This is a genomic window from Rhodococcus sp. IEGM 1372 (assembly GCF_030056835.1).
In the GTDB taxonomy this organism is placed as follows: Bacteria; Actinomycetota; Actinomycetes; order Mycobacteriales; family Mycobacteriaceae; genus Rhodococcoides.
Genome location: NZ_JASHKS010000037.1, coordinates 15169 through 37686, shown reverse-complemented (window position 1 = coordinate 37686; position 22518 = coordinate 15169). Strand labels below are relative to the sequence as shown.

At 64.8% G+C, this 22518-nt stretch carries 24 protein-coding genes; 5 read left to right on the top strand and 19 right to left on the bottom strand.

Features of this window, described 5'->3' with window-relative positions:
- Nucleotides 1-20 precede the first annotated feature (20 nt).
- Nucleotides 21-593, bottom strand: a complete 573-nt coding sequence (locus QM590_RS21565; protein WP_269596359.1) for a TetR/AcrR family transcriptional regulator — start codon at nucleotides 591-593, stop codon at nucleotides 21-23.
- Nucleotides 594-695: 102 nt separating this feature from the next.
- On the opposite strand from QM590_RS21565, the gene QM590_RS21560 reads away from it, so the two are divergent.
- Nucleotides 696-1535 carry an alpha/beta fold hydrolase gene (locus QM590_RS21560; protein WP_269596358.1) on the top strand — a complete coding sequence of 280 codons (840 nt, stop codon included), beginning with the start codon at nucleotides 696-698 and terminating at the stop codon, nucleotides 1533-1535.
- Between the two features lie 44 nt (nucleotides 1536-1579).
- Here the strand turns inward: QM590_RS21560 and rraA are convergent, their stop codons facing one another.
- Together rraA and QM590_RS21550 are read right to left on the bottom strand one after the other, a co-directional pair.
- Nucleotides 1580-2059, bottom strand: a complete 480-nt coding sequence (rraA, locus tag QM590_RS21555) for a ribonuclease E activity regulator RraA (protein WP_094638506.1) — start codon at nucleotides 2057-2059, stop codon at nucleotides 1580-1582.
- 24 nt (nucleotides 2060-2083) lie between these two features.
- Nucleotides 2084-2467 (bottom strand): DUF5313 family protein, encoded by a 384-nt coding sequence (locus tag QM590_RS21550; protein WP_269596357.1) that lies wholly within the window; start codon nucleotides 2465-2467, stop codon nucleotides 2084-2086.
- Between the two features lie 235 nt (nucleotides 2468-2702).
- Here QM590_RS21550 and QM590_RS21545 point away from each other — a divergent pair, with 235 nt between their 5' ends.
- Entirely contained in the window at nucleotides 2703-2996 is a 294-nt protein-coding gene (locus tag QM590_RS21545) for a WhiB family transcriptional regulator (RefSeq protein ID WP_269596356.1), read from the top strand.
- On the opposite strand, the gene QM590_RS21540 is transcribed toward QM590_RS21545, so the two are convergent.
- Together QM590_RS21540 and QM590_RS21535 are read right to left on the bottom strand one after the other, a co-directional pair.
- Nucleotides 2965-3717 carry a MerR family transcriptional regulator gene (locus QM590_RS21540; protein ID WP_269596369.1) on the bottom strand — a complete coding sequence of 251 codons (753 nt, stop codon included), beginning with the start codon at nucleotides 3715-3717 and terminating at the stop codon, nucleotides 2965-2967. The two genes, QM590_RS21545 and QM590_RS21540, sit on opposite strands and share 32 nt — an antisense overlap.
- Before the next feature lie 131 nt (nucleotides 3718-3848).
- Nucleotides 3849-5054 carry a lipase family protein gene (locus QM590_RS21535; protein WP_269596355.1) on the bottom strand — a complete coding sequence of 402 codons (1206 nt, stop codon included), beginning with the start codon at nucleotides 5052-5054 and terminating at the stop codon, nucleotides 3849-3851.
- Between the two features lie 115 nt (nucleotides 5055-5169).
- Here QM590_RS21535 and QM590_RS21530 point away from each other — a divergent pair, with 115 nt between their 5' ends.
- Nucleotides 5170-6762 carry a succinic semialdehyde dehydrogenase gene (locus QM590_RS21530; RefSeq protein WP_256980806.1) on the top strand — a complete coding sequence of 531 codons (1593 nt, stop codon included), beginning with the start codon at nucleotides 5170-5172 and terminating at the stop codon, nucleotides 6760-6762.
- 24 nt (nucleotides 6763-6786) lie between these two features.
- Here the strand turns inward: QM590_RS21530 and QM590_RS21525 are convergent, their stop codons facing one another.
- The 9 genes from QM590_RS21525 to QM590_RS21490 all read right to left on the bottom strand — a co-directional run bounded on the left by QM590_RS21525 (nucleotide 6787) and on the right by QM590_RS21490 (nucleotide 15448).
- Nucleotides 6787-8190, bottom strand: coding sequence for a PQQ-binding-like beta-propeller repeat protein (locus QM590_RS21525; RefSeq protein WP_269596354.1), 1404 nt, complete (start codon nucleotides 8188-8190; stop codon nucleotides 6787-6789).
- Between the two features lie 135 nt (nucleotides 8191-8325).
- Nucleotides 8326-10272 carry an MDR family MFS transporter gene (locus tag QM590_RS21520; protein WP_411567375.1) on the bottom strand — a complete coding sequence of 649 codons (1947 nt, stop codon included), beginning with the start codon at nucleotides 10270-10272 and terminating at the stop codon, nucleotides 8326-8328.
- A gap of 57 nt (nucleotides 10273-10329) precedes the next feature.
- Nucleotides 10330-10815, bottom strand: coding sequence for a MarR family winged helix-turn-helix transcriptional regulator (locus tag QM590_RS21515; protein WP_068045167.1), 486 nt, complete (start codon nucleotides 10813-10815; stop codon nucleotides 10330-10332).
- A 217-nt stretch (nucleotides 10816-11032) separates the two neighbouring features.
- Nucleotides 11033-12049: an ABC transporter ATP-binding protein gene (locus QM590_RS21510; RefSeq protein WP_269596352.1), complete on the bottom strand. Its 1017-nt coding sequence runs from the start codon at nucleotides 12047-12049 to the stop codon at nucleotides 11033-11035.
- A gap of 25 nt (nucleotides 12050-12074) precedes the next feature.
- Entirely contained in the window at nucleotides 12075-13718 is a 1644-nt protein-coding gene (locus tag QM590_RS21505; RefSeq protein ID WP_411741375.1) for an ABC transporter permease, read from the bottom strand.
- Nucleotides 13684-14082 (bottom strand): extracellular solute-binding protein, encoded by a 399-nt coding sequence (locus QM590_RS26005; RefSeq protein WP_317813911.1) that lies wholly within the window; start codon nucleotides 14080-14082, stop codon nucleotides 13684-13686. Before QM590_RS26005 ends, QM590_RS21505 begins: the two co-directional genes overlap by 35 nt.
- Entirely contained in the window at nucleotides 14016-14729 is a 714-nt protein-coding gene (locus QM590_RS21500) for an extracellular solute-binding protein (RefSeq protein WP_317813909.1), read from the bottom strand. Before QM590_RS21500 ends, QM590_RS26005 begins: the two co-directional genes overlap by 67 nt.
- Before the next feature lie 96 nt (nucleotides 14730-14825).
- Nucleotides 14826-15215: a type II toxin-antitoxin system VapC family toxin gene (locus QM590_RS21495; protein WP_269596350.1), complete on the bottom strand. Its 390-nt coding sequence runs from the start codon at nucleotides 15213-15215 to the stop codon at nucleotides 14826-14828.
- Nucleotides 15203-15448 carry a type II toxin-antitoxin system Phd/YefM family antitoxin gene (locus QM590_RS21490; protein ID WP_149407682.1) on the bottom strand — a complete coding sequence of 82 codons (246 nt, stop codon included), beginning with the start codon at nucleotides 15446-15448 and terminating at the stop codon, nucleotides 15203-15205. Before QM590_RS21490 ends, QM590_RS21495 begins: the two co-directional genes overlap by 13 nt.
- A gap of 89 nt (nucleotides 15449-15537) precedes the next feature.
- On the opposite strand from QM590_RS21490, the gene QM590_RS21485 reads away from it, so the two are divergent.
- The gene (locus QM590_RS21485; RefSeq protein ID WP_269596349.1) at nucleotides 15538-16632 is read left to right on the top strand and encodes a hypothetical protein; all 1095 of its coding nucleotides are present in this window, start codon (nucleotides 15538-15540) and stop codon (nucleotides 16630-16632) included.
- A gap of 30 nt (nucleotides 16633-16662) precedes the next feature.
- Here QM590_RS21485 and QM590_RS21480 read toward each other — a convergent pair whose 3' ends face one another.
- Nucleotides 16663-17943 carry a plasmid pRiA4b ORF-3 family protein gene (locus QM590_RS21480; RefSeq protein ID WP_269596348.1) on the bottom strand — a complete coding sequence of 427 codons (1281 nt, stop codon included), beginning with the start codon at nucleotides 17941-17943 and terminating at the stop codon, nucleotides 16663-16665.
- Nucleotides 17944-18021: 78 nt separating this feature from the next.
- On the opposite strand from QM590_RS21480, the gene QM590_RS21475 reads away from it, so the two are divergent.
- A complete protein-coding gene (locus QM590_RS21475) occupies nucleotides 18022-18372 on the top strand; it encodes a VOC family protein (RefSeq protein WP_269596347.1) in 351 nt (116 codons plus the stop codon).
- Here QM590_RS21475 and QM590_RS21470 read toward each other — a convergent pair.
- From QM590_RS21470 to QM590_RS21455, 4 genes are all read right to left on the bottom strand, one after another.
- Nucleotides 18363-19472, bottom strand: coding sequence for a TDT family transporter (locus QM590_RS21470; RefSeq protein ID WP_269596346.1), 1110 nt, complete (start codon nucleotides 19470-19472; stop codon nucleotides 18363-18365). The genes QM590_RS21475 and QM590_RS21470 overlap by 10 nt on opposite strands.
- A gap of 68 nt (nucleotides 19473-19540) precedes the next feature.
- A complete protein-coding gene (locus QM590_RS21465; protein ID WP_269596345.1) occupies nucleotides 19541-20449 on the bottom strand; it encodes a LysR family transcriptional regulator in 909 nt (302 codons plus the stop codon).
- Between the two features lie 24 nt (nucleotides 20450-20473).
- On the bottom strand, nucleotides 20474-21331 hold the full coding sequence (locus tag QM590_RS21460; RefSeq protein ID WP_094669712.1) for a GIY-YIG nuclease family protein: 858 nt from the start codon (nucleotides 21329-21331) through the stop codon (nucleotides 20474-20476).
- Complete coding sequence (locus QM590_RS21455) at nucleotides 21315-22490, bottom strand: DNA cytosine methyltransferase (RefSeq protein WP_269596344.1); 1176 nt, start codon at nucleotides 22488-22490, stop codon at nucleotides 21315-21317. Before QM590_RS21455 ends, QM590_RS21460 begins: the two co-directional genes overlap by 17 nt.
- Between the last annotated feature and the right edge of the window lie 28 nt (nucleotides 22491-22518).

Genomic DNA, 22518 nt, shown 5'->3' with positions numbered 1-22518 from the left:
TGAACGGTGAGGTGCGCTGGTCAGCGATCGACCTGCCCCGCGCTCGAATCCAGCAGAACCTCGGCCGCAGTCTTTGCCGCAGCGGCAGATTCGGCCAGTTCGGTGATGGCCGCGGTGGTTTGCGCACCTTCGGCGAGCAACGCGATCTGCAGTCCGACGGTCGGTGCGCAGCCGGCTTCGACGGCCAATCGGGTGACGTAGTCGATGAAGTTCTTCTTGTGCTGATGTGCGGCGTCGGCGACCTCGGGCATGGTTGCGCCCAATTCGCCGAAGGAGTTGATGAAGGCACACCCGCGGAAGTCGTCCTCGCGAAACCAGTGGTCCAGGAAGTCGAAGATCGACAGCAGCTTCTCTCGAGGAGACTCGTGAACGGCGGCTTCGGCATGGATGCCGTCGTTCCATTGACGGGTGCGCCCGCGAAGAACCTCGGCCACGATGGCGGTCTTCGACGGGAAGAGCGAGTACATGCGTTTGAGAGAGATGCCCGCCGCAGTGCGCAGTTCGTCCATGCCGACGGCCTGAATTCCGCGGGCGTAGAACAGCGCGTCCGCTGCTCGGATCACGTCGTCCCGCCCGAGTTCCGTATTCGTCATCGTCTACCCCTTGCCGAGAGAACCAACGTTCTCTACAGTAGTCCACATGCGGAGAGAACGACCGTTCTCCTGCTCGGCTCAGGACCACAGGAAGGCAGGATCATGGCGCACATCAACGTCGGAACCGAGAACTCCACACCCGTCGAGGTCTACTACGAGGATCACGGCACCGGGCAGCCCGTCGTGCTCATCCACGGCTACCCGCTCGACGGCAACTCCTGGGAACGGCAGTCGCGGGCGTTGCTCGACGCCGGCTACCGCGTCATCACCTACGACCGCCGCGGATTCGGTCAGTCGAGCAAGCCGACCGTCGGATACGACTACGACACCTTCGCCTCCGACCTGGACAAGGTGCTGACCGAGCTCGATCTGAACGATGTCATCCTGGTCGGATTCTCGATGGGCACAGGCGAACTCGCGCGCTACGCCGCGAAGTACGGCACGGATCGCGTCGCGAAGTTCGCGTTCCTCGCCTCGCTCGAGCCGTTCCTGCTGCAGACCGACGACAACCCCACCGGCGTTCCTCGGTCGGTGTTCGACGGCATCGACAGTGCCGCTCGCGAGGATCGCTTCGCCTGGTTCGACAGTTTCTACAAGGACTTCTACAACCTCGACGAGAACCTCGGGAACCGCATCAGTGAGGCTGCGGTCCGCGCGAGCTGGAACACCGCGACCGGCAGCGCTCCCGTGGCTGCCTACGCCGTCGTGCCCACCTGGCTCGAGGATTTCCGCGGTGATGTGGAGAAGGTCCGCGACTCGGGCAAGCCGACGCTGATCCTGCATGGCACGGCAGACAACATCCTGCCGATCGATTCGACGGGCCGGCAGTTCCACAAGGTGTTCCCGGAGGCGACGTACGTCGAGGTCGAGGGCGCGCCGCACGGGCTGCTGTGGACGCACTTCCAGGAAGTGAACGACGCGCTGCTCGCGTTCGTGAAGTAAGAACATCGCGGCGGCAGGCATCGACGCCTGCCGCCGTTCGTGGGCTAGACCGCGACGACGCCGTCGTGGTCGCTGTAGACGATCTCGCCCGGGTTGAAGGTCACTCCGCCGAAGCTCACCGGGACGTTCTTCTCGCCCGAGCCGGTCTGAGTGCTCTTGCGCGGGTTGGTCCCCAGTGCCTTGACGCCGATCTCGAGCGTGCGCAGAATCGCGGAGTCGCGCACCGCACCGTTGACGATGACACCCGCCCAACCGTTGGTGACGCCGCGTCCGGCGATGATGTCTCCGACCAACGCGGTATGCACGCTGGCATCGCCGTCGACCACCAGCACGCCACCGTTGCCGGGTTCGCTCAGGGTCTGCTTGACCAGCAGATTGTCCTGGAAGCAGCGAATGGTGGTGATGGGGCCCGCGAACTCCGTGTGCTTGCCGAACTGGATGAACTGGGTGTCGCAACTGCGGATATCGGGACCGATCTCGTCGGCCAGATCAGCTGTTGCCTTGAATTCCACAGGTGACGTCATGCGGCACAGACTATCGCTCGCACATCAACCGCGGCCGTGACGCCGTTCGTAGTCGTCACGAGTGCGGTCGACCCGGCTCTGGGCCTTGGCGTTGATCATCTGCGGGTCGAGGCCGTGGATCAGCAGACGATGCCGCCGGTAGACGTTCATCAGCGCGATCGAGAAGTAGACCAGCGGAATGAACAGCAGTGACATCATCGCCAGGGACATCCACAGCGGCCCCGGGACCAGCAGGAACAGCAGCAGTAGCGGAACGATCGGAAGAACGAAGCGCGCGATGTAGCGAACCTGGGCGCCATTACCCACCAGATCGTTTCGAACCCAGTCTTGCATCGACGCGGGCAGGACGCGTCCGAACGTGTACCCGAGGAACTGCATGGGGCTCGGGGTAGAGCGATCGGTTGTCATCGCGCAATGCTAGTCCGACCTGTCTTGGTATATGTCACCGTTGACTGCGGTTTATCTCATATGTGACGCTAACGTCAGTTTGTGACGGCGGACAGAAGGACTTCGACAGTGATCGATCGCAGAACCCTGCTCAGCGCACGTGCCGCGGACGGCGGACTGGGGAACCGGCGCGCAGTCACATCCCGCAACACCCGCCGACTACTGAGTCTCTGATCGAAAGGGGTGGATGCTGCCGATGAGAACGCAAGCAATGCAACCGATCTCCGAGCACTGGGATTGGCAGATGAACGCTGCCTGCCGCTCGATGCCGGTCTCGATGTTCTACCCGCCCCTGGGACTGCGGGGATACTCGCTGAGAAACCTCGAGCGACAGGCGAAGCTCGTGTGCGATCGATGCCCCGTGATCGCGCGCTGCCTGCAGCACGCACTCGACTCGGACGAAAAATACGGAGTCTGGGGTGGATCGACCGCACACGAGCGGTCCGCGATGGCGCGCGTCAACCCTGGCGAGCGGCGTTCGCAACGATGACGTCGCGAAGGTACTGCGCCAAGCCGGACGCAATCTCGTTGTAGTGCTTGGCAAATCGCTCGTCGGCGATGTACATCTCCGCGAGGTTCACCTGCATCTCGTAACCGCAGTCGTAGTACCGTTCGATCGAGGCCCGATGACGCTCGGCCAGTACCCCGGCCTCGGTGGAATCCGGTGACACACCCCGCTGCATCGCGGCTGCGAGATCCGCTTCGAGGAGATCGGCCTCGACCTTGACGGCCTTCCAGTCGTCCTTGGTGAACGACGCCGTCCGCTCCTGCGACTGCTTCCACTCGTCGGTCTCGCCCCAGCGTTGCTCGGCTTCCTCTGCGTACTCTTCGCCGGTCCAGTTGTCGCCGAAGATCTCGCGCTGCTCCTCGGGAGTCAGTTGCATACCCATCTTTTTCGCCTCCATCATCTTGTCCACGGCCGCAGCCATTGCGTGCAAGTGATCGATTCGCTCGTTCAACAACTCTCGCTGCCGACGCAGATGCGCCATGGCATCGACCGCGGGATCGTCGAGCAACGCCGCGATGACGTCGAGCGCAAACCCGAGCTCGCGATAGGTCAACACCTGATGCAGCCGCTCGACATCGGCCGACGAGTACGTCCGATAGCCCTTCGGGGTTCTACCCGACGGCACCACCAACGCGATCTCGTCGTAATGATGCAGCGTCCTGACGCTGACACCCACCAACCGTGCGACAGCACCGACCTGCATGCTGTCCTGGTCGCTGCCGAAGGTCTCGTTGCCGACGAAGGAAGAATCACTCACGAAGGACACTGTGCTGCCTCCCGTGGCGTGAGGGTCAAGCCGCGCTGGCCTTCATGGTCGTTCCGCAGGCTCCACTCCTACCGGGTCACGCGCTCGCACCCGGAGGTGGATTCTCCGGCGAGGCGCTGCCCGAGCCAGTCGTACGCACCGGGACGGCCGTTGGTCTGCGCCACCGAATGATCTCCGGGAACCAATTCGAGGCGAACCGACGCTCCCGCCGCGCACCACTGGTCCTGCACGGCCTCGGCACCTTCCTTGGGGATGAGGAAGTCCTGCAGCCCCTGGTAGATGTAGATCGGTGCGTCCGGCGTCGTCTGGCCCATCCGGTTCTCTTCGACGACGGCCTTGGTGATCGGGTGGTCGAAGACATCGGGCACGTTGGAGAGGTTTCGCTGGTCCAGCAACAACAGCCCCGAATACGACAACACATCGACGCATTGATCCTTCTGCGCCAAAGCCAGTCGCTTCCCGTTGTCGTTGGCGAGCTCCCGCATCTCCGGGTACTCCCTGGACAATCCGATGGTCGCCGCAGTGAACAGACCGGAACCGATCTGGCCGTTCAGAGAGGTCTGCAGAATCTTGTAGTCGGTCGGCGGGCCACCGAACGCGACACCGGCGATGTTCAACTCGGGCGCGTACTCGGGAGCCAACTGGGCGGCCCAACCCGAGGCGATGGCACCGCCGGAGTAGCCGGTGATGCCGATCGGCGCGTCCGCAGCCACTCCTGCACTCTGGGATGCGCGTAAGCCGTCGAGCACGGTGTGTCCGGAGACGAGACCGGCCGAATAGGCTTGCCGAGGACCCTGGTAATCGGTGACGACGACCGTGTAGCCGCGGTCGAGCAGAATCCGGACCTGATCGACTTCCTTGTTGTTGCCGCGCGGCAGTGTGTACGACGGCGCGCACTGATTACCGAGCGAGTCCGTTGCCTCGTTGTACGCGATGACCGGACGATCTCCGGCTCCGGTCCACGGCACGGTGGGCGTCAGGACCGTCGTCGCCGCGGCGATGGGTCGGTTCTTCGAATCGGTGGAGCGGAATAGCAACTGCACGGACGACGCCTCGGGGGTGACCGCGACGTCGCGACGGTTCAGCACCGTGCCGGGCTGCAGGTTCTCGTACCCGGCAGGCGGGTCGAACCACGGATCACCGAGTGAGGTGGGGAGATACGCATCCGGATCGCTCGGCGGAGCGATGAAATCCTGCAGTGGATCGGCCTGGGCCGACCCTGCGAACGACAGCATCAGTGCCGCGGCTCCGGCCAGAACGAATGCCTTGCGCATATATTTCCCACCCTGTAGCTCCGTACGCCCCGACGTCCGGTAGACCACTGACCATCGTGCCACAGGATTCGGTAATTTCGGCCCTGTGAAGTGAGCCGAAGACCAGGTAGGTTGTCTGTTACTCAAAACACTACTCACCAGTAGGGACCAGTCCATGCCAGCACCGTCCGCCTCGACCTTCTCCCGGCTCGCCGATCTCATCGCCATCCCCGACGCCGAATCGCGGCCGACGAAGACCATCACCGAGGTGTTCACCGGCAAGGAGCTGGCGACCATCCCGGTGGGCACCGCCGCCGACGCGACCGCTGCGATCGCCCGCGTTCGCGCAGCTCAGGTGGCCTGGGCCAAGCGTCCCGTGTCCGAGCGCGCCGAGATCTTCCACCGCTACCGCGACCTGGTGCTCGCCCACCGCGACGAGCTGATGGACATGGCGCAGGCCGAGACCGGCAAGTCCCGCGCCGCTGCCCTCGAAGAGGTTCTCGACATCTCGATGACCGCTCGGCACTACGCGCGCACCGCCGCGAAGCTGCTGGCCCCGAAGAAGGTCACCGGCATGCTGCCCGTGCTGACCAAGACTCGGATCCGGTACCAGCCGAAGGGCGTCGTCGGAATCATCTCCCCGTGGAACTACCCGATGACCCTCGCGGTGTCCGACGCCATCCCGGCACTGCTGGCAGGCAACGGAGTGGTGCTCAAGCCGGACAGTCAGACGCCGTACTGCGCGCTCGCCTGCGTCGAACTGCTCTACAAGGCCGGTCTGCCCCGTGATCTGTTCGCCGTGGTTCCCGGCCCGGGTTCGGTGGTGGGAACCGCCATCGTCGAGAACACCGAGTACGTCATGTTCACCGGCTCCACCGCCACCGGTCAGCTGTTGGCCGAGCAGGCCGGGCGTCGACTCATCGGATTCTCCGCCGAGCTCGGCGGCAAGAACGCGATGATCGTCGCCAAGGGTGCCAACCTGCGGGAAGTGTCCGACGCGGCCGTGCGGGCCTGCTTCTCCAACTCCGGCCAGCTCTGTATCTCCATCGAACGTATCTACGTCGAGAAATCGATCGCCGCGGAGTTCACCGAGAAGTTCGGTCAACGGGTGCGCAATATGAGCCTCGGAGCCGACTACGAATTCGGCATCGAGATGGGCAGCCTCATCTCCGAGGATCAGATCAAGACGGTCTCGGCCCACGTCGACGACGCCAAGGTCAAGGGCGCGACCGTCGTCGCAGGCGGCAATGCACGTCCCGACATCGGCCCGCTGTTCTACGAGCCGACGCTGCTGACGAACGTCACCGAGGACATGGAATGCGCGGCAACCGAGACCTTCGGGCCGCTGGTGTCGATCTACCCCGTCGCCGACGTCGACGAGGCCATCGAGAAGGCCAACGACACCGAGTACGGACTCAACGCCAGCGTGTGGGCCAAGACCAAGGCGCAGGGCGAAGCCATTGCGGCGCGGCTGCATTCGGGCACCGTCAACGTCGACGAGGGCTACGCGCCGACGTGGGGCACCACCGGCGCTCCGATGGGCGGCATGGGCGTGTCCGGTGTCGGACGCAGGCACGGTACCGAGGGGCTGCTCAAGTACACGGAATCGCAGACCATCGCGACGACGCGTCTGCTCAACCTCGGTGGGCCGCGCGGACTTCCGCCGAAGCTGTGGGCAAAGATCATGCCGCCCTTCGTCAAGGCGCTGAAGTACATTCCGGGTCGGTAAGCAGCGTCGACGACGGGGGAAGATCTATCTCGCTCGTAGCAGCGAGATGCTCAGTGCCCTGCTGTAGATCGAGTCGGTGTCGATCGAGTCGCTGTCGACTCGATCGAACATCGGCCACGACTGCCGATCGATTCCCTCGTCGTCGAACGTCGCCACGGGGATGTCCCATACCGTGGATCCGGTTCTGACGTCGATTCCGCGCAGAACTTCCGGTCCGAACAGCGTGGCTACGTCGCCGTCGAGGGCGCCGACCTCCGCGAAAGCCCCCGATTCTCGACTCCACAGCGTGGTCCCGGTGTCGAGGTCGATCGCGGATTCGGTGGCCGTGTCGGTGTTGCGCAGCAGTGCAACCGAACCCGTGACGGCGTAGGCCAGTCCGTTGGTGGACAGGAACGCCGCGGCGGGGCCGGTGATGTCCGACGGAACGGCCCAGACCAGACTCTCGGCGGTCCACACGGGGTCGGGATTCGACGGCCGATAGCCTCCCGTTCCGAGCAGTAGCGGACTCGACTCGGCGGGGGAATCGAACGTCGGTTGCTGCAGGGTCACGGAATCCGTTGCAGCGAGAACGGTTCCGTCGGTGTCGACGATTTCCGAACCCACGATCGCATTCGGGTCCGAGCAGTCGGCCCGCGCCACCCGCACTGCGCCGTCGCGCGAGGCGACGCCCGATCGGGCGCAGTCGGGAACCGTTCTGGACCAGAGGTTGTCGCCGGTGTCGAGGTCGAAGGCGAACACTCCTCGGCCGTCGTCGAACAACCCGATTTCGTTCTCGGTGTGCAGCGTGGACGCGAACGGTGCGTCAGGCGAGGCCGTGGAATCGAACTGCACCGACCAGTCCGCGTCGAGGGCGTCCGCAGTGCCGCGAGACACCGTCGCCCTCGCACCATCACGCACCGCCCGGGAGGTGTACACGTGGCCGTCTGCGGTGGTCAGACTCGTGATCGGAAAGGCCGTGTCCCGAGTGCTCGATTCTCCGGATTCGGTGTCGACAGTGAGGATTTCGGATGTAGTGCCGGTGTTGCCGCGGTAGCAGACGACCTGCCCGTCGACGAATTCCTCACCGCAGCCGACGATATCGTCCGCGGGGGCACGCCAGCGCACCGAGCCGTCTGCGATGCTCGCGCCCACCAGGGTCGCGTCGACGAACTCCCTGCCGTCCAGGCGGCCGACGAGCGTTACGACCGTCGACCCGTCGGAGATGGATCCCGAGTGCATCGAATCGGTGTCACTGCCCTGGACGGGATCGCGGAACTGGCCGCCCTCGATACCCGCATCCGAGGGAGTGAGAGTCCACCCGAGTCCGGGAGCGGACCCCGTTGCACCGTCGATGGGGGCGCCGGGCGTCCGCTCTTCGGTTGCGCACGAAGCGCAGACGAGCGCTGCTACCAGGACCGCGGCGGCGGAGATCTGGAGGCGACGTGTCATGAGCGATTCTCCCGCCTGTGCAGAACCGAAAGAAGGTGGCCGGTCCGTTCTTGGAGCATAGAGAACGAAAATTCCCCGCACTCCCGGTGGGGGTGCGGGGAACCGCCGTAACGCTTGGCCTGGTCGGCGGTGGACCTAGTTGACGCTGTGTCCGTTCAATCCTGCGTGTGCGTAGTGATTGCGACTGTCGGGAATGTGGTTGTCTCCCAACACTCGAGCGATCTGCTGCTCGCTGAGTCCGAGGCGACGGAGCCGCTCGCACACTGCATCGAAATCGAGCATCTTCGCATCGAGTTCCTGCTGCAGTTCGATCACTTCGGCGCGGATGGTCTCGGCCTCGTCCAGTGCGGCCAACGTGTCCTTCGGCTCGGGTAGCAGCAGGGCGAGCAGTCGATCACGTGCGTCGGTGCTCAGACCCTCGAAGGGGCGCTGTCCCGGTTGAGCCTCGTGCCGACCCTCGGCGCGACGATGGGCGTCGTACTCGGCCTCGCGCTCGGCGGAGACGTACTCCTGCGTGTCACCGAAGGACGGAATCTCGGCGAGCTGGTCCTGCGGCTCGTCCTTGGGTCCCTGCGCAGGGGTCGTCGCGATGTCGATCGTCTGGCGCAGAGGGCGATTCGGAATGAAGATCACCGCGATCAGCGTGACGATCGCAACGAAGCCGGCGATCATGAAGATGCGTCCGGTCGCGTCACCGTAGGCCGTGCGGACGACTTCGAGGACCGGCGCGGGCAGTGCGGTGAGATCGAGTGATCCACCGCCACCCGACGAGCTGTCGACGCCGAGCTGGGCCAGGCCTGCTGCGGACTTCTCGGCAACCCGAGTTGCCAGGAGCGAGCCGAGAACCGAGACGCCGATCGCGCCGCCGAAGGTACGGAAGAACGCAACCGTCGACGATGCCGCACCGACGTTCTGCACACTGACCGTGTTCTGCACTGCGAGAACGAGATTCTGCATCAACATGCCGGTACCGAGGCCGACGATGGTGATGAAGATTCCGACGGTGACCAGGCTGGTGGCGTGGTCGATCGTGCCCAGGAGCAGGAATCCGACGACCAACAGAACGGATCCGGTGACGATGAACGGCTTCCACTTACCGAACTTGGTGATTAGCTGACCCGAGCCGACGGAGGCGACGAGCATGCCGAACACCAGTGGGATGGACAGCAATCCGGCTTCGGTCGGGGTGTAGCCGCGAGCGGTCTGGAAGTACTGGCCGAGGAAGGTGGTGGCTCCGAAGAGGCCGACACCGACGGCGATGGACGCGACGATAGCCAAGCCGGTGGTGCGTTCGGTGACGATCTTGAGCGGGATGATCGGCGACTTGTGACGCGCCTCGACGATGATCGTCAGGATGAGCAGCAGCACTCCGCCGCCGACCAGGTAGGCCGTCTCACGGGAGAGCCAGGCGTAGTAGTCGGCCTTGCCTGCGAACGAGACCCACACGAGGAGAACGGAAACACCTGCGGTGAGCAGAAGTGCACCGAGCCAGTCGATGGAGACGTTGTCCTTGCGGATGGTCTTGATGTGCAGGGTCTTCTGCAGCAGGCCGAGGGCGACGACGGCCAGCGGTACGCAGACGAAGAAGCACCAGCGCCAGCCGAGCGGGCTGTCCACGATGACGCCGCCCAGGATCGGGCCACCGGACATCGACACGGCCATGACGGCACCGGTGTAGCCGGAGTAGCGGCCGCGATCACGCGGGGAGACGATGGTGCCGATGATGGCGATGACGAGAGCCGTCAGACCACCCATGCCGATGCCCTGCACCACGCGTGCGGCCAGCAGGACCGGCACGTTGTGCGCGAAGCCGGCGATCAGTGAGCCTGCGACGAAGATGAGAATCGCGCTCTGGACCAGCACCTTCTTGTTGAACAGGTCGGCCAGCTTGCCCCAGATGGGCGTCGATGCGGCGTTGGCCAGCAGTGCGGTGGTGATGACCCAGGCATACGCGGTCTGCGAACCCTTCAGATCACCGATGATGGTGGGCAGTGCCGTCGAGACGATGGTGGTGCTCAGCAGCGCGGTGAACAGCGCGGCGAGCAGGCCGGTGAGGGCTTCGAGGATCTGGCGATGCGACATCGCGTCGGGATCGACGACTGCCTGATTGGGCGGAGTATCCGCAGATGTGGTCATGTCTTATCTCGCAATCGATTCAATACGTGCCACGTCCTGGTGCTGGGCGTGGGCGTCTTCGGTGAAGGTGTCGTTCAGTTTGCGGATCGAGTCGAGTGCATCGAGTGCCTCGTCCTCGCTCCAGCCGCTCAACATTTCTGCCAGGCGGCGTGCGCGTCTGTTCCAAATTTGTGTCAGTCGAACCTGACCGATGTCCGACACACAGACCCGTGACGCCCTTCGGTCGTCGGGATCGGGATGTCGATCGATATAGCCGAGGTCGACGAGGTCCGCGATCTGCCGGCTGAGGGCCGACTGACTGACGCACAGCCTGCTGGCGAGGTCGGTCTGCCTGCATTCACCCTCGGTCGCCAGGATGGCCAGAACTCCGGTCAGGGCCTGCGGCAGTGGTGAATCCTCGACTCCGGTGGTCACGGCCCGCTTCAGCGTGCGCCCGAAGAGGAAGACCTCTTCGACCAACGACTCCGCTGTCGTGGATTGAACTGCCATGAGTACTCCAACGCCGATGTCCATTTACTTGCTGTCTGCAACCATATATATACATACATGCGCTAAGCAAATAATATTCCTGTCTGGTGGGTCACAGTGGTGGGTCGGCTGCGGATCGGGTGGATCCGGACGGGGATCGGCTCCCCGGATATGGATTTGTGCCTCCGATCGCAGTCGGAAATCCGAAACTGGGGAGCCGATCCGCGGTCGAGAGTGACTACCGCGGGTAGAAGAACGACCGCCGGACGGTCAGCGCGACGGTGTCACCCACCTCGGGACGCGGTCCGCGTACCGAGCATCGGAAGTCCACATCGCCGGAGCGCACCAGAACATCGCTGGCATCGCGGCCGAAGAGTGACGAGGTGACGGTTCCTTCTATCTCGCCGTCGGGCACGATGTCGATATCGGACGGCAGGACCGCAAGCGTTCCGGGGCCGACACCGTGCGCCGCGAGTGTCAGGGAGCCCGAGGTGAAGGTGCCGTGGGCGACGGTGCCGTCGACGAGGGTGGCGTCGGACAGGAAGCGGGCGACGAACGCCGAGTTCGGGGCGCGCACCACGTCCTCGGGTGTACCGATCTGCGCGATGCTGCCCCGATCGAGGACGACCACCCGGTCGGCGAGGGCGAGGGCCTCGGTGCGATCGTGCGTGACGTGTACGACGGTCAGACCAGCTGCTCGCGTCAGAGATCTCAGCTCGAGGCGGAGCCGATCTCGCAGTGGCTCGTCCAATGCCGAGAGCGCCTCGTCGAGTAGTAGTGCCCGTGGCGAGCCGACCAGAGCGCGCGCGAGGGCGACGCGTTGCCGCTGGCCACCGGACAGCGTCGACGGGTCTCGGTTCTCGAGCCCGGGCAGCCCGACGAGCTCGAGCACGTCGGCGACCTTCTTCGTTCGCTCCGGTTTGGAGACCTTGGCCAGTTCGAGTGGGTAGGAGACGTTGCGCCCGACGCTGCGGTGCGGCCACAGCGCGTGCTGCTGAAACACCATGCCGAGCTTGCGCGACTCGGGCGGCGTCGAGAGTTGCTCGCTGGCAACCACATCCGGGCCGATGGAGATCGAACCGGCAGTCGGGGTCAGGAAGCCGGCGACGGTACGCAGCAGCGTGGTCTTACCGGAGCCCGACGGCCCGACGAGTGCGACGAACTCTCCGTCGGCAATCTTCAGGTCGATGCCCTCCACGCCGACCGTGCCGTCGTGGTACCGGAGGCCGAGACGTTCGATCGTGATGGCGGACATCGGTTCTCTCTTCTCAGCGTTGGATCTACGGTCGTCCGGCTCGGGTGGAGGCGACGAGGCCGAGGCCCGCGAATCCGACGAGCGCGACGAGTAAGGACAGGGCAGAGGCGGCGTTGTAGTCGCCGGCCTGCTGCAGGTTGAATATGGAGACGCCGAGGGTCTGTGTGCCCGGAGCGACGAGGAGCACCGACATGGTCAGCTCGCGCACCGCAGTGAGAGCAACGAGCACCGCACCGGTGACTGCAGCGGGGATCGCCATCTTCCACGGCACGTCCCACAGCGATCGAAGATGTGACGCGCCGGAGGATCTGGCCACTTCCTCGAGTGCTGTCGGAGTGGAACTCAGCGGTGCTCGAACGGCCTGGACGACGATCGCGAGGAACGCCATCACGTAGGCGCACAGGATGACCCACTTGGTGTCGAACAGGCCGGTGTAGCGGCCGATGATCAACCAGCCGACTGCGATGACCAGACCCGGAATCGCCTGCGGCAGCATCGCCGCCAAATCCAGGCCGACGTTGTCGCGAGACCTGGTGCGGGTGGTCAGTACCCCGATGGCCAGGCCCAGGAATCCGCAGACGACTGCGGCTCCCAAGGCCAGCGTCACCGAATTCTGAATGCCGACGAGGGTTCCCGGTGCGGTGACCGCGCTCTCGATACTCCGCAGCGTGAGGTTGCCCCAGGTGAGCGGCACGCCGGGGGCCGGAAGCAGGGCCTGCGTCGCCAACGCCAGGATCGGCAGGACCGTCAGAACGAGGCCGAGGATCCACGCGGCGAGACCTGCTGGAATTCGGCTGCGGCCCAACGGAAGTAGCTGCGGGGCAGTGACCGCACCGTCGAGCTGAACGGAGCGACGCCCCAGAACGCGGTCGAGTGCGACCGCGACCACGGCCAGTGCGAGGAGTCCGATGCCGATGGTGGAGACCACCTCCAGTGGTCGATCGACGGTGCCCGACTGGATGTATCGGTACACCATGGTCGACAGGGTGACGTAGCGCTCGGGCAGTCCGACCAGCGCCGGGATGCCGAAATCGGCCAGATTGGACACGGCCGTCAACGTCAGCGACGCCAGGAGAGCAGGACGCAGCAGTGGCAGCGTCACATCGCGCATGGCTCGCCAGGGAGATGCCCCGGCAATTCGAGCCGCCTGTTCCAGATCGCCGGGTACGCGTCGGAGCGCCGACGAAATGATCAGGTACGCAAGCGGATACGAGTGGACCGTCAGCAAGAAGATCACTCCGTCGCCGCCGTAGATGTTCCACAGCGGTCCGGCGCCGAAGGCGTCGTTCCAGTACGAGTTGATCATCCCGCTCGGGCCGAGCAGGCCCGTCCAGGCGATCGCGCCGACGAACGGCGGAATCAGCAACGGGCTGAGCAGAATCAGGCGCAGCACCGATCGGCCCGGCAGATCGGTGCGATCGAGAACGAGGGCCATGATGGTCGCGATCACCACCGCCGCGGCCGCCGACACACCGGCCGACACGACGCTGTTGGTCGCGGCCGACGCGATTCCACCGTCGAGCAGCTCCTGTATGTGGTTGCCGCCCAATCCGATCGAGACCACGGTCGCCAGTGGAGCGCCGATCAGGGCCAGTACTGCCAACCACAGGCAGGCGCGTACCCAGGTGACGCGGTCAGCCAAGAAGATCGTTGAACGTGGCGACGGCATCGGGCTGGGACGCGGTGATGGTGTCGAGGTCCGGGTTCAGCAGTTCGATGTCATCCAGTGCGGGTGCACCCTCGGGCGTGCCCACGTCGGACCGAACCGGCAGGTACTGCTGCTCGACGGCAATCTCCTGACCGCGCTTGCCGACGAGGAAGTCCACGTACTTCTGCGCGGCCTCCTGGTTGGCCGAGTCCTTGAATATTCCGGCGGGCTCGGAGATGTACGGGACGCCGTCGGTCGGGTACGACGCGGCGATGGGCGAGCCTTTCTCGGCCAACTCGCGCACCAGGTAGTCGACGACTATCCCGACAGGCTGGGTGCCGGCCGCGACGGCCTGAGCGACGGGGCCGTTGCTCTCGGCGACCACGGGTTCGTTGGCGACCAGGTCGGTGAGCCACGGAAGGCCGAGGTCTTCCTGACCCAACCAGACGGCGGTGTTGAACGCTGCCGCGCCGACACATCGGGATTGGGCAGCGTGATCCGGCCCTTGTACTGGGGGTCCGCCAGGTCCTTCCACGACGTCGGGGGCTGCGAGGCGGTCCCGGTGTTGTACGCGATGACCGTCGGGATGATGCGGGTTCCCACGTAGTAGCCGTCGGGATCGACGACGTTGGGATCGAGCGCGTCGACGTCGGCCGGGGTGTACTGCAGCAGCAGGTCGTCGGCCTTGTACTTCTCGAACGTGGGGGCGTCCGCGGCGAGCAGAACGTCGGCACCGATGGAGCCGGTCTGCCGCTCCGACGCGATGCGCGCATTGAGATCGCCGGTGCCCGCGCGGAACACCTGCACATCGATTCCGGGGTTCTCTGCGGTGAACTCGGCGTTGAGAGCGTCGATCTTCGCCTGCGGCTCCGAGGTGTAGACCGTGAGGGTGCCGCCGGCCCCGTCGCCGTCTCCACCGGCCTCGGGAGCCGCGGGCTCGGAGCAGGATGCGAGGGTGAGGCTGCGAGACCGAGGATTCCACCGGTGGCAACGCGACGAACAGTGTTCACTAGGTACATCTCCTGGAAGCATCGAGCACGGAAGTTGCTCATGCTCCCGACCTGAATCGACACGCAGGCATGGGTTGTGGGAACTGCACGTGTCGCCGGGGTGAACGACGCGGTGGCTTCAGGGGCTGTGGATCTCGACCAGTTCTTCGATGCCTCGAAGATCCTCGGCATTGCGGGTCATCAGTCGAGCACCGTGAGCGTGTGCGGTCGCCGCGATCATCAAGTCGAGCGCTCTCGCTTGTGGGCGGCGGCCGCTTTCTCGAACCGCTGCTGCCAGCCGACCGTAGCTTCGGGCAACATTGGCATCCACTGCAAGAGGTTCGAAGCGGCGCTCGACCGCAACCAATCGCTGAAGTCTCAGCGCGCGCTGTTCGGATGTGGAAGCAACCAGAACTCCGAAGTGAAGTTCTGCCAGGCTGATGGCGCTGATCGCGACTTCCCCTGCGACGCGATCGAGCGAGTCTCCTATCAGGACGCTGGTGTCGAGCACCGTCCTCATCGCTGCCATGGGTCCTGCATCACGTCGTCGATGTCGATCAGATCGTCGGCAAGGGTCGGGTCGCGTTCCGAGTCGAAAACATCGGCGACGTCGTCGAACGTGTTCCATTGCTTTCGCTCTGCCGGCCCCAACAAGGCGCTGGGCCGTCCGGCGACCGTGATGAGCATCGACTCGCCTGCCTCCGCGCGCTTGACATAGTCGGACGCGTGCTGCCGAAGCTCTTTCAATCCGATGGACTCCATATCGAAAGGGTAGCACTTGTGCTACTCGGAGTTCGGGGTTGTCGTACCCCTCGCCTACTCTCTCGACCACATACATCCGGGGGGACATCATGAGCAACCGCAGATCGCGCAGCAGAAAGACCAGTCGCAAGGCCTACATACAGGATCCGCGTGAAAGGGAAGCCCTTTTCTGGCCGACCATCCTTCTCCAATTCTCCGATTGGCTGATCGAGAACAGCTGGGCCACAGACCAGTTGACGGCTTTGGCGGCAGCGATGACAATCGATCGATCGGTCCGCGAGCGGAACGTGAGCGTGTACGGCGCAGATTTTCCGATCGACATGTTCTGTCTCGATGATCACGAGTACTTCGACTTCGATGAGTATGAACAGTCGCCGAGAGAGCGTGACGAGATCCGCCGCGCCGTCCATCTGTTCGGTAGGTTCGTCATCGCTGAGCGATTGTCGCCATCTCAGAACGAGGAGATCTCGAGGGAGATCGGGTCCTCGACTGCAGTCGCGCCGGTGCCCAGTTCCTCGGTATCGCCGGGGCGCGCAAGCCCACTGAGTACACCGATAGTCGTCTCGCTCCTGCAGCGTTTGGCAACGTGGGCTGCGACCGAGCGCTGCGCGACATCGGCCCGCATCGACTACTGGAACGACTCGGCCGAGATCGTTGCTGCGCTTGGGATTCCTGGTTTCGACAGTGTCGCTACACAACCGGACTTCATGGCGATGGTGAATTATCGATCGGTGTTGGATACCGCCCGTAGGGTCGGTGTTCTCGAGAACGCGGGCCAGAATTACACCCGCGGACCCGAAGCCGGTGCTTGGGTGGTGTCTCCGAGTGCAGACCGAACTCGCGCCGCCGTGGTCGAGGCGTACGGATCCTGCTTGACGCCTGTGTACGACTCCGGCGATGATTCCGTGCAGTCCGAGCTCGTGGCAGGCTCGGCTTTGGCGACCACCGTGCTCGCGCGCAGCCTCGTCGGTGATCCGGTCGGGGAGTCGGAGGGTGTCGTCCTGGGGACGATGTCCGACCGCAAGTTGATCCAGACCGTCACGACACTCCGGTTCATGTCGATGTTCGACCTCGGATTGCTCGTCAAGGTGAACGACAAGTTCTGCGTACCTGACCCTCTGGCACCCCTGTTGCTCGAGGCGCTCGATCGGGATCGTCTGCGGCGCACAGGGCGCGCCTCATGACCTGATACGCGGCCGGTAGCCCATTCTGGTTCATGAGCCGAGTGCGTGTACCGCGAACTGCCGTCCCCAATCCGGCCCGGCCCCTTCACGACCCAAGGTCGACGGCACAGCGCCGCTCAGAGGCAGGAAGTCCAAGGTCGGTCGAGCGAGGTATTGGGCGTACGGTCTCTCCCTCTCGGGGATCCTCCATCCGAGCGCCTCGAGGCTTCGGAAGACGAGCGAATTGCGTTCGTCTACAGAGCAACTCGCCGCAACCGACACCAGGAGCAGAACGCCCGCGTCTTTCTCGTACTGCTCGCGCCCAACGGGCATCCGAGCCGCGACGTGTGACCACAGGCGGACTGGGTCGGTGGCGAGGGTGTTGCCCAAACGGGTGCGAAGAAGCTGCCCCTTCAGCACGCGAACGAGTCCGAGTTGCGTCACAGCAGCCCGAAGCCAGTGCACCTGTTGATGGTCCACCTCGCGGTTGGAGCTTCCGAACCATCTGGTACCCCACTCGAGCTCGGCACGCATCGCCGCAACGTCCCTGGGCGGCACATAGCCTGCAGCGGTCAGCGTGATTCCGTCTTCGCCCACGCGCGCCAGCATCCACGTCAGCTTTTCCATTGCCGATGCCGCCATTGCGGGGTCCACCTGTGCCACATCGACATCGACGCGTGCGAGGACATCGGGCAGATCGGGGTGATACTCGAGGGGCCCGCGTTCGAGAAGCGAGCCGAGCTTGGGTAGCCGATCCCGTACCTGGCTCGCCAACTCAGTCACCGCTCGCCGCAACGCGATTCTGTTGTTCGCGTCGGCCACCGCGAAGCGCTCCTCGAAGTCGCCCGCCCAGAGCTTCATGTGGTCGTGTTCAGGATGATCGGTATCAGCGAGAACCTTCAGCAGTTCGTCGTAGCCCGACGAGCCGCCGCAGTCTTCGGGTGGGCAGGCGCGGCCCCCGTCCAGACAAGCGGCAGTACCGGCAGCAGTCGATATTTCTTCGACGACCAGGTGGTGTGTCCATCCGTCACCGAAGTCGTACTCGTACCCGAGACGATCCCCGACGGCAGCAAGGACTTCGTCGACTCGAACGCCGTCCTCGGGCGTCCCGGTGCCGTCGTCCCACTCCTCGAGCGAGGACTTCATCTCGTAGCGTCGAGTGCTTCGAAGAGGATTGTCGCCGACGAAGAACATGTGCAGATGTCGGTCTTCCCAACCCATGACGTCCTGAATGACGTCGTGGAGCTCGGGCAGTGTGGCGTCGGAGGCGATAGTGAATCGCCGCCACACCACCGGCTCGACGTCGGCCAGAGTCACCCTGATCGTCAGCATCGTCAGGATTGTCCATCATGTGCGAGATGTTCGTCGAGCACGTCCCCGCGGGGACGTTGTCGGCGATACAGTCCGGGCATGGATGTTCTGCGCGCGATGCCATTGCTCACAGTCACCGATCTCGATGCGGCGCTGGACAAGTACGTCCAGGTCACCGGCATGGAGGTGGTGATGAATCACGGTTGGATCGCCACGCTCGCTCCGTCGGGCGACAGTGCGGCGCAGCTCAGTCTGATCACCGCCGACCCCACCGGGCCGGTCAATCCGTCGGCATCGATCGAAGTGGACGACGTGGACGCGGCGTACCGGGCAGCGATGGACGCCGAACTCGAGATCGTCTACGAGATCACCAACGAGGAATGGGGAGTCCGCCGATTCTTCTTTCGCGATGCTGGCGGCAACGTCGTGAACGTGCTGTCTCACCTGTGATCCGGATGCAACAACTCTCCGCGCCGGATCCCGCGAACGGTGCGGGTGGCCACGGTGAGCCAGGCGGCGAGCAGTAGGACGTACAGGGCAACGGCCAGAGCCTGCACCGCACCGAAGTGCAGCGCATGACCCAGTGCAGTCGCTCCGGTGACGCAGGTCCCGATGGGGAACGTGAACGACAACCACGTCAGCGAGAATCCCAGGTTCCTGCGTGCCGCGTGCACGGTGAGAGCTGTCGCGAGCGCGAACATCAGCATTCCGAAGCCGCCCATGATCAGCCCGTAGCCGATGCCGAACACGTGTAGCCCGACGGCGATCGACGACTGTGCCCCGGTGAACACCATCGATGCGTCGGTGCCCAGCAGGTTGGCCGCCGTGATCGACTGGCCGATCAACCCCAGCGTGATCCACACGGTCGGAGCCGCGTCGACGGGCGGCAGACCGCCGTGCAGCAGACGTCCGTAGATCAGAGTCAGCGTGATCATCCCGACGATCAGCGACAGCCCGAACATCGCATAGCAGGCGCACAGCAGCGCCAGCCGCCACTGGCCCTCGGGCAGATGCGGAAGCAGCAACGCCCCTGTCGACGCCGACACCATCGGCGGGACGACGGGCATCAGCCACGCGGGCAGGGCTGCGACGTCGCGATGATCGGACGCGGTGATCATCCGAAACGGAACAACGACGCTGGTGAGCAGACCGGCGATCGTCCCGGCGATCCACAGGACGGCGAACAGCGCGGTGGCTGTGGTTGGGCCGAGCACGTCCGAGCCGAGCAGTCCCGCTCCCGCGCCGACGGTGAGCATCGCCATGGGCGGAGCGCCGTAGAACTGCACCATCACCGGGTGCCGCGCGTACTCGACGGCCCGGTCGCGGTGCCCGATCCAATGCCGCGCGAAGGCTCCACCGATCACGACCAGCGCCGTAGCGGCGATCACCCATACCGCAACGGCAAAGACGTGCAGTGCAGGAAACTGCACAGGCAGACTTGCGGCCGCAGTGGCGACGATCCCGGTACCCATCACCGCGGCGAACCAATTGGGGGTGATGTGCTCGAAAGTCCTGGGATGCACAGCGGGGGTGAGGGCGGTGACGGTCATGACTTCAGCGTGCGCGTAGCCGATCACGTCCGGTAGGTACCGAAATGTTCACTACCCATAACTGGACGTTATGACTGAGTCCTCGCCGCCACGGACAGCAATTCTGCGGCAGGGCCGGTGGGGATGCGGCCGGACGGCCAGATCGCCCGCAACTCACGACGCAGAGTCAATCCTGGGATCGGTACGCGGACCAGACTTCCCGCGGCCAACTCGGGGGCGACGGCCAACGAGCTCAGCACGGCTCCGCCGATTCCCGCCCCGACGGCGGACTTGATCGCCGTCGTCGAGGAGACCTCGAGGAGCGGCGACGTCGGGCGTCCGAGACCCGCTGCAGCCACAGCGCTTTCGTAGGCCGAGCGCGTTCCCGACCCCGCCTCCCGCGTCACCAGTGCGGTGGCGACGATCTCGACGGCCGAGGGCGCGGTGACTGCCCAGGCGTGATCCGGTGCCACCACCAGTACCAGCTCGTCGGTGGCAACTGTCCGGTGGTCCAGAGCTGCAGGGACACTAGGGGTTTCGATGAAGCCGAGGTCGGCAGCGCCCGCAAGCACTCTCTGGGCGACCACTGTGGAATTGCCCGACGTGAGGCTCGGCACGATGTGGGGAACGAGCGTGTGGAGCGTGACCAGCCAACGCGGCAGAAGATACTCGGCGACAGTCTGACTCGCGGCGATCTGCACATGGCCGACGCGTTCGGCGTGCAACGTGGCGATGGCCGTCGCCAGGTCCTCGGCGGACCGCACGACCGGCGCTGCCCAACTCGCGACCAGCTCGCCGAACTCGGTCAGCACCGTTCCGCGTGCGCCTCGTTTCAGTAAAGGAGCGCCGACCCGTCGTTCCAGCGCACGGATACGCGCGCTGGCCGCGGGCTGCGACATGCCGTGCGCTCGACCCGCTCGCCCGATGCTGCCGAGCTCGGCGACCGACAGCAGCAGGTCGATGCTGGTGAGATCGGCAACGTGAGGGGGGAGCGGCACAGGGCGAGCGTACGACGACCCGAGTCAGAACTCGCTGAACAGGTCCAACTCGCCTTCGGGGTCGGTGGCCCCTTCGATGTCTTCGGGCTCGTCGTCCGAGTCCGGGGCGCGCTCGTGCAGCACCGAACCCACCAGCGCGGTGACGTCGATCGCGGCGGGATCGGGGATGGGGTGTCCCTCGACGAAGGCGAGTCGCTCGGCCGACAGGTAGGCCAGACGCACGGCCTGGACCACGAGGACGCGTCGTAGACCCTCGGAGACCTCACCGCGTTCGCGAGTGACGGCAGCCAGCCGTGAGATGGTCTCGGCGCGGCGCGCGATGCGAATGTCGGGGTGCCCGCGCTCGCGGCGGGTCTGCTCGGAGATGAGCGACCGACGCAGCGACGCGGGGAGTGCGATGGGCTCCGAGACCGGCGGAATCTTCTCGTTGAGGATCGCCTTGTGTCGCGACTTGTCGATGGCCTCGAGATACGCGGTGTACTCGTGCGCATTCAGATCACGCTCGGCCGCGCGGAATTGCTCTGCGCCGTCGGACTTCTTGAGATCCTCGTACTGCCACAGCGGCCAGATCTCGATCTCCGCGACCTCGAAGACGTCGAGGACCCGCATCGCGACCGCGTCGGTTCGCTGGTTGGTCAGATGGCGCTGCACCCGGACGCTGAGCTTCTCCTTGGTCTGCCCCACGTAGATCGGCTCACCGTCGTAATCGTAGAACGCGTATACGCCCCATTTGGCCGCCGACCACACTCGACCCTGATCGTCCTTCTCGCTCAGCACTTCTCGTAGTGCGGTGCGAAAGGACTGGACGTCGTCCGCGGGAAGGGTGCTCTTGCGCGGCGCGACGGCGGACGACCGCAGCGAGGACTTACCGTGACTGGACATGCGCCGCAGCAGAATCGAACGATCCGCTGACCAGCGGCATCAGGTAGTGCTCGGCGAGCCAGGCGACCACGGGAACGCACACGGCGTCACCGAAACCGAAGAGCGCCTGATTGTTTCGCAGCCCGTCGAGTGAGTACTCGCCGGCACCCATCAGGCGGGCGTATTCGAGTGGCGTCATCCACCGCACCTGCAACCGGCCGTTGCCCATCTTGACCACCGCTTGCTTGGACGAACCGCCGCGGGCGGTACGGAGGCAACCGGAGATGTCGTCGGGGCGAGCTTCCCAGACGGCGACGCCGTTACGGGTGCGTCGGTAGGCGGTGCGGTAGCTGACCTTGCGGGCCTTCTTCAGAATCTCGATGCGCTGCAACTGAATCGGCGACAAGGACTGCACGAATGCTGCGGTACGGTCTGCATCCCACCACCGCTCGTCGCGGTAGTCCATGCGCTCGACCAGATCACCGAGACCGCTGGTCAACGGAATCGGCGGACTCGGCAAGGGTGCCCGATGGGTCAGCAACGTCGAATCGCCGTACACCGCCTGCAGCCAATCCGGCCGAAGCTCACTGTTGGGATCGCGTGCATCCTCCGGGGGATTCTGCGCACCGACCAGGAAGAGGCGCGGACGCGACTGCGGAACGAAGCGTCGGGCATCGATGGTCAGGACATCCACGGAGTAGCCGAGCTCGTTGAGCTCTCGGACCGCTGCGGCCAGATCGTCTCCACCGTGGCTGGTCGCCAGCCCGACGACGTTCTCGAGCGTGACCACCTCGGGTCGAGCATCACCGAGCTCGCTCAGTACCCGCGTGAAATGCCGAAACGTCGAGGAGTTCTTGCCCGCGAGCCCGGCCCGGCCGCCGGCCAACGACAGATCGGTGCACGGAAACGACGCCCACGCCAACGACAGACCCTCGGGCAGATCGTCTCCCCGAGTGCGTGCGACATCGCCGAGCTGAAAATGGCCGGCATCGTCACCGAAGTGCTGGCGGTACATGTGATGCTTGTCGCGCTCGATGTCGTTGGCCCACGAGACCTCGAAACCGGCCTGCTCCAAGCCCATTCGCACCAGGCCGATACCGGCGAAGAACTCCGCGACAGTATGGATCCGACCGAGCGCAGGTGCCGAAGAACCACCCGGCACCACAGTCAACTTCGGCATGCACCCAGGCTAGTACAGAGCGCCGACA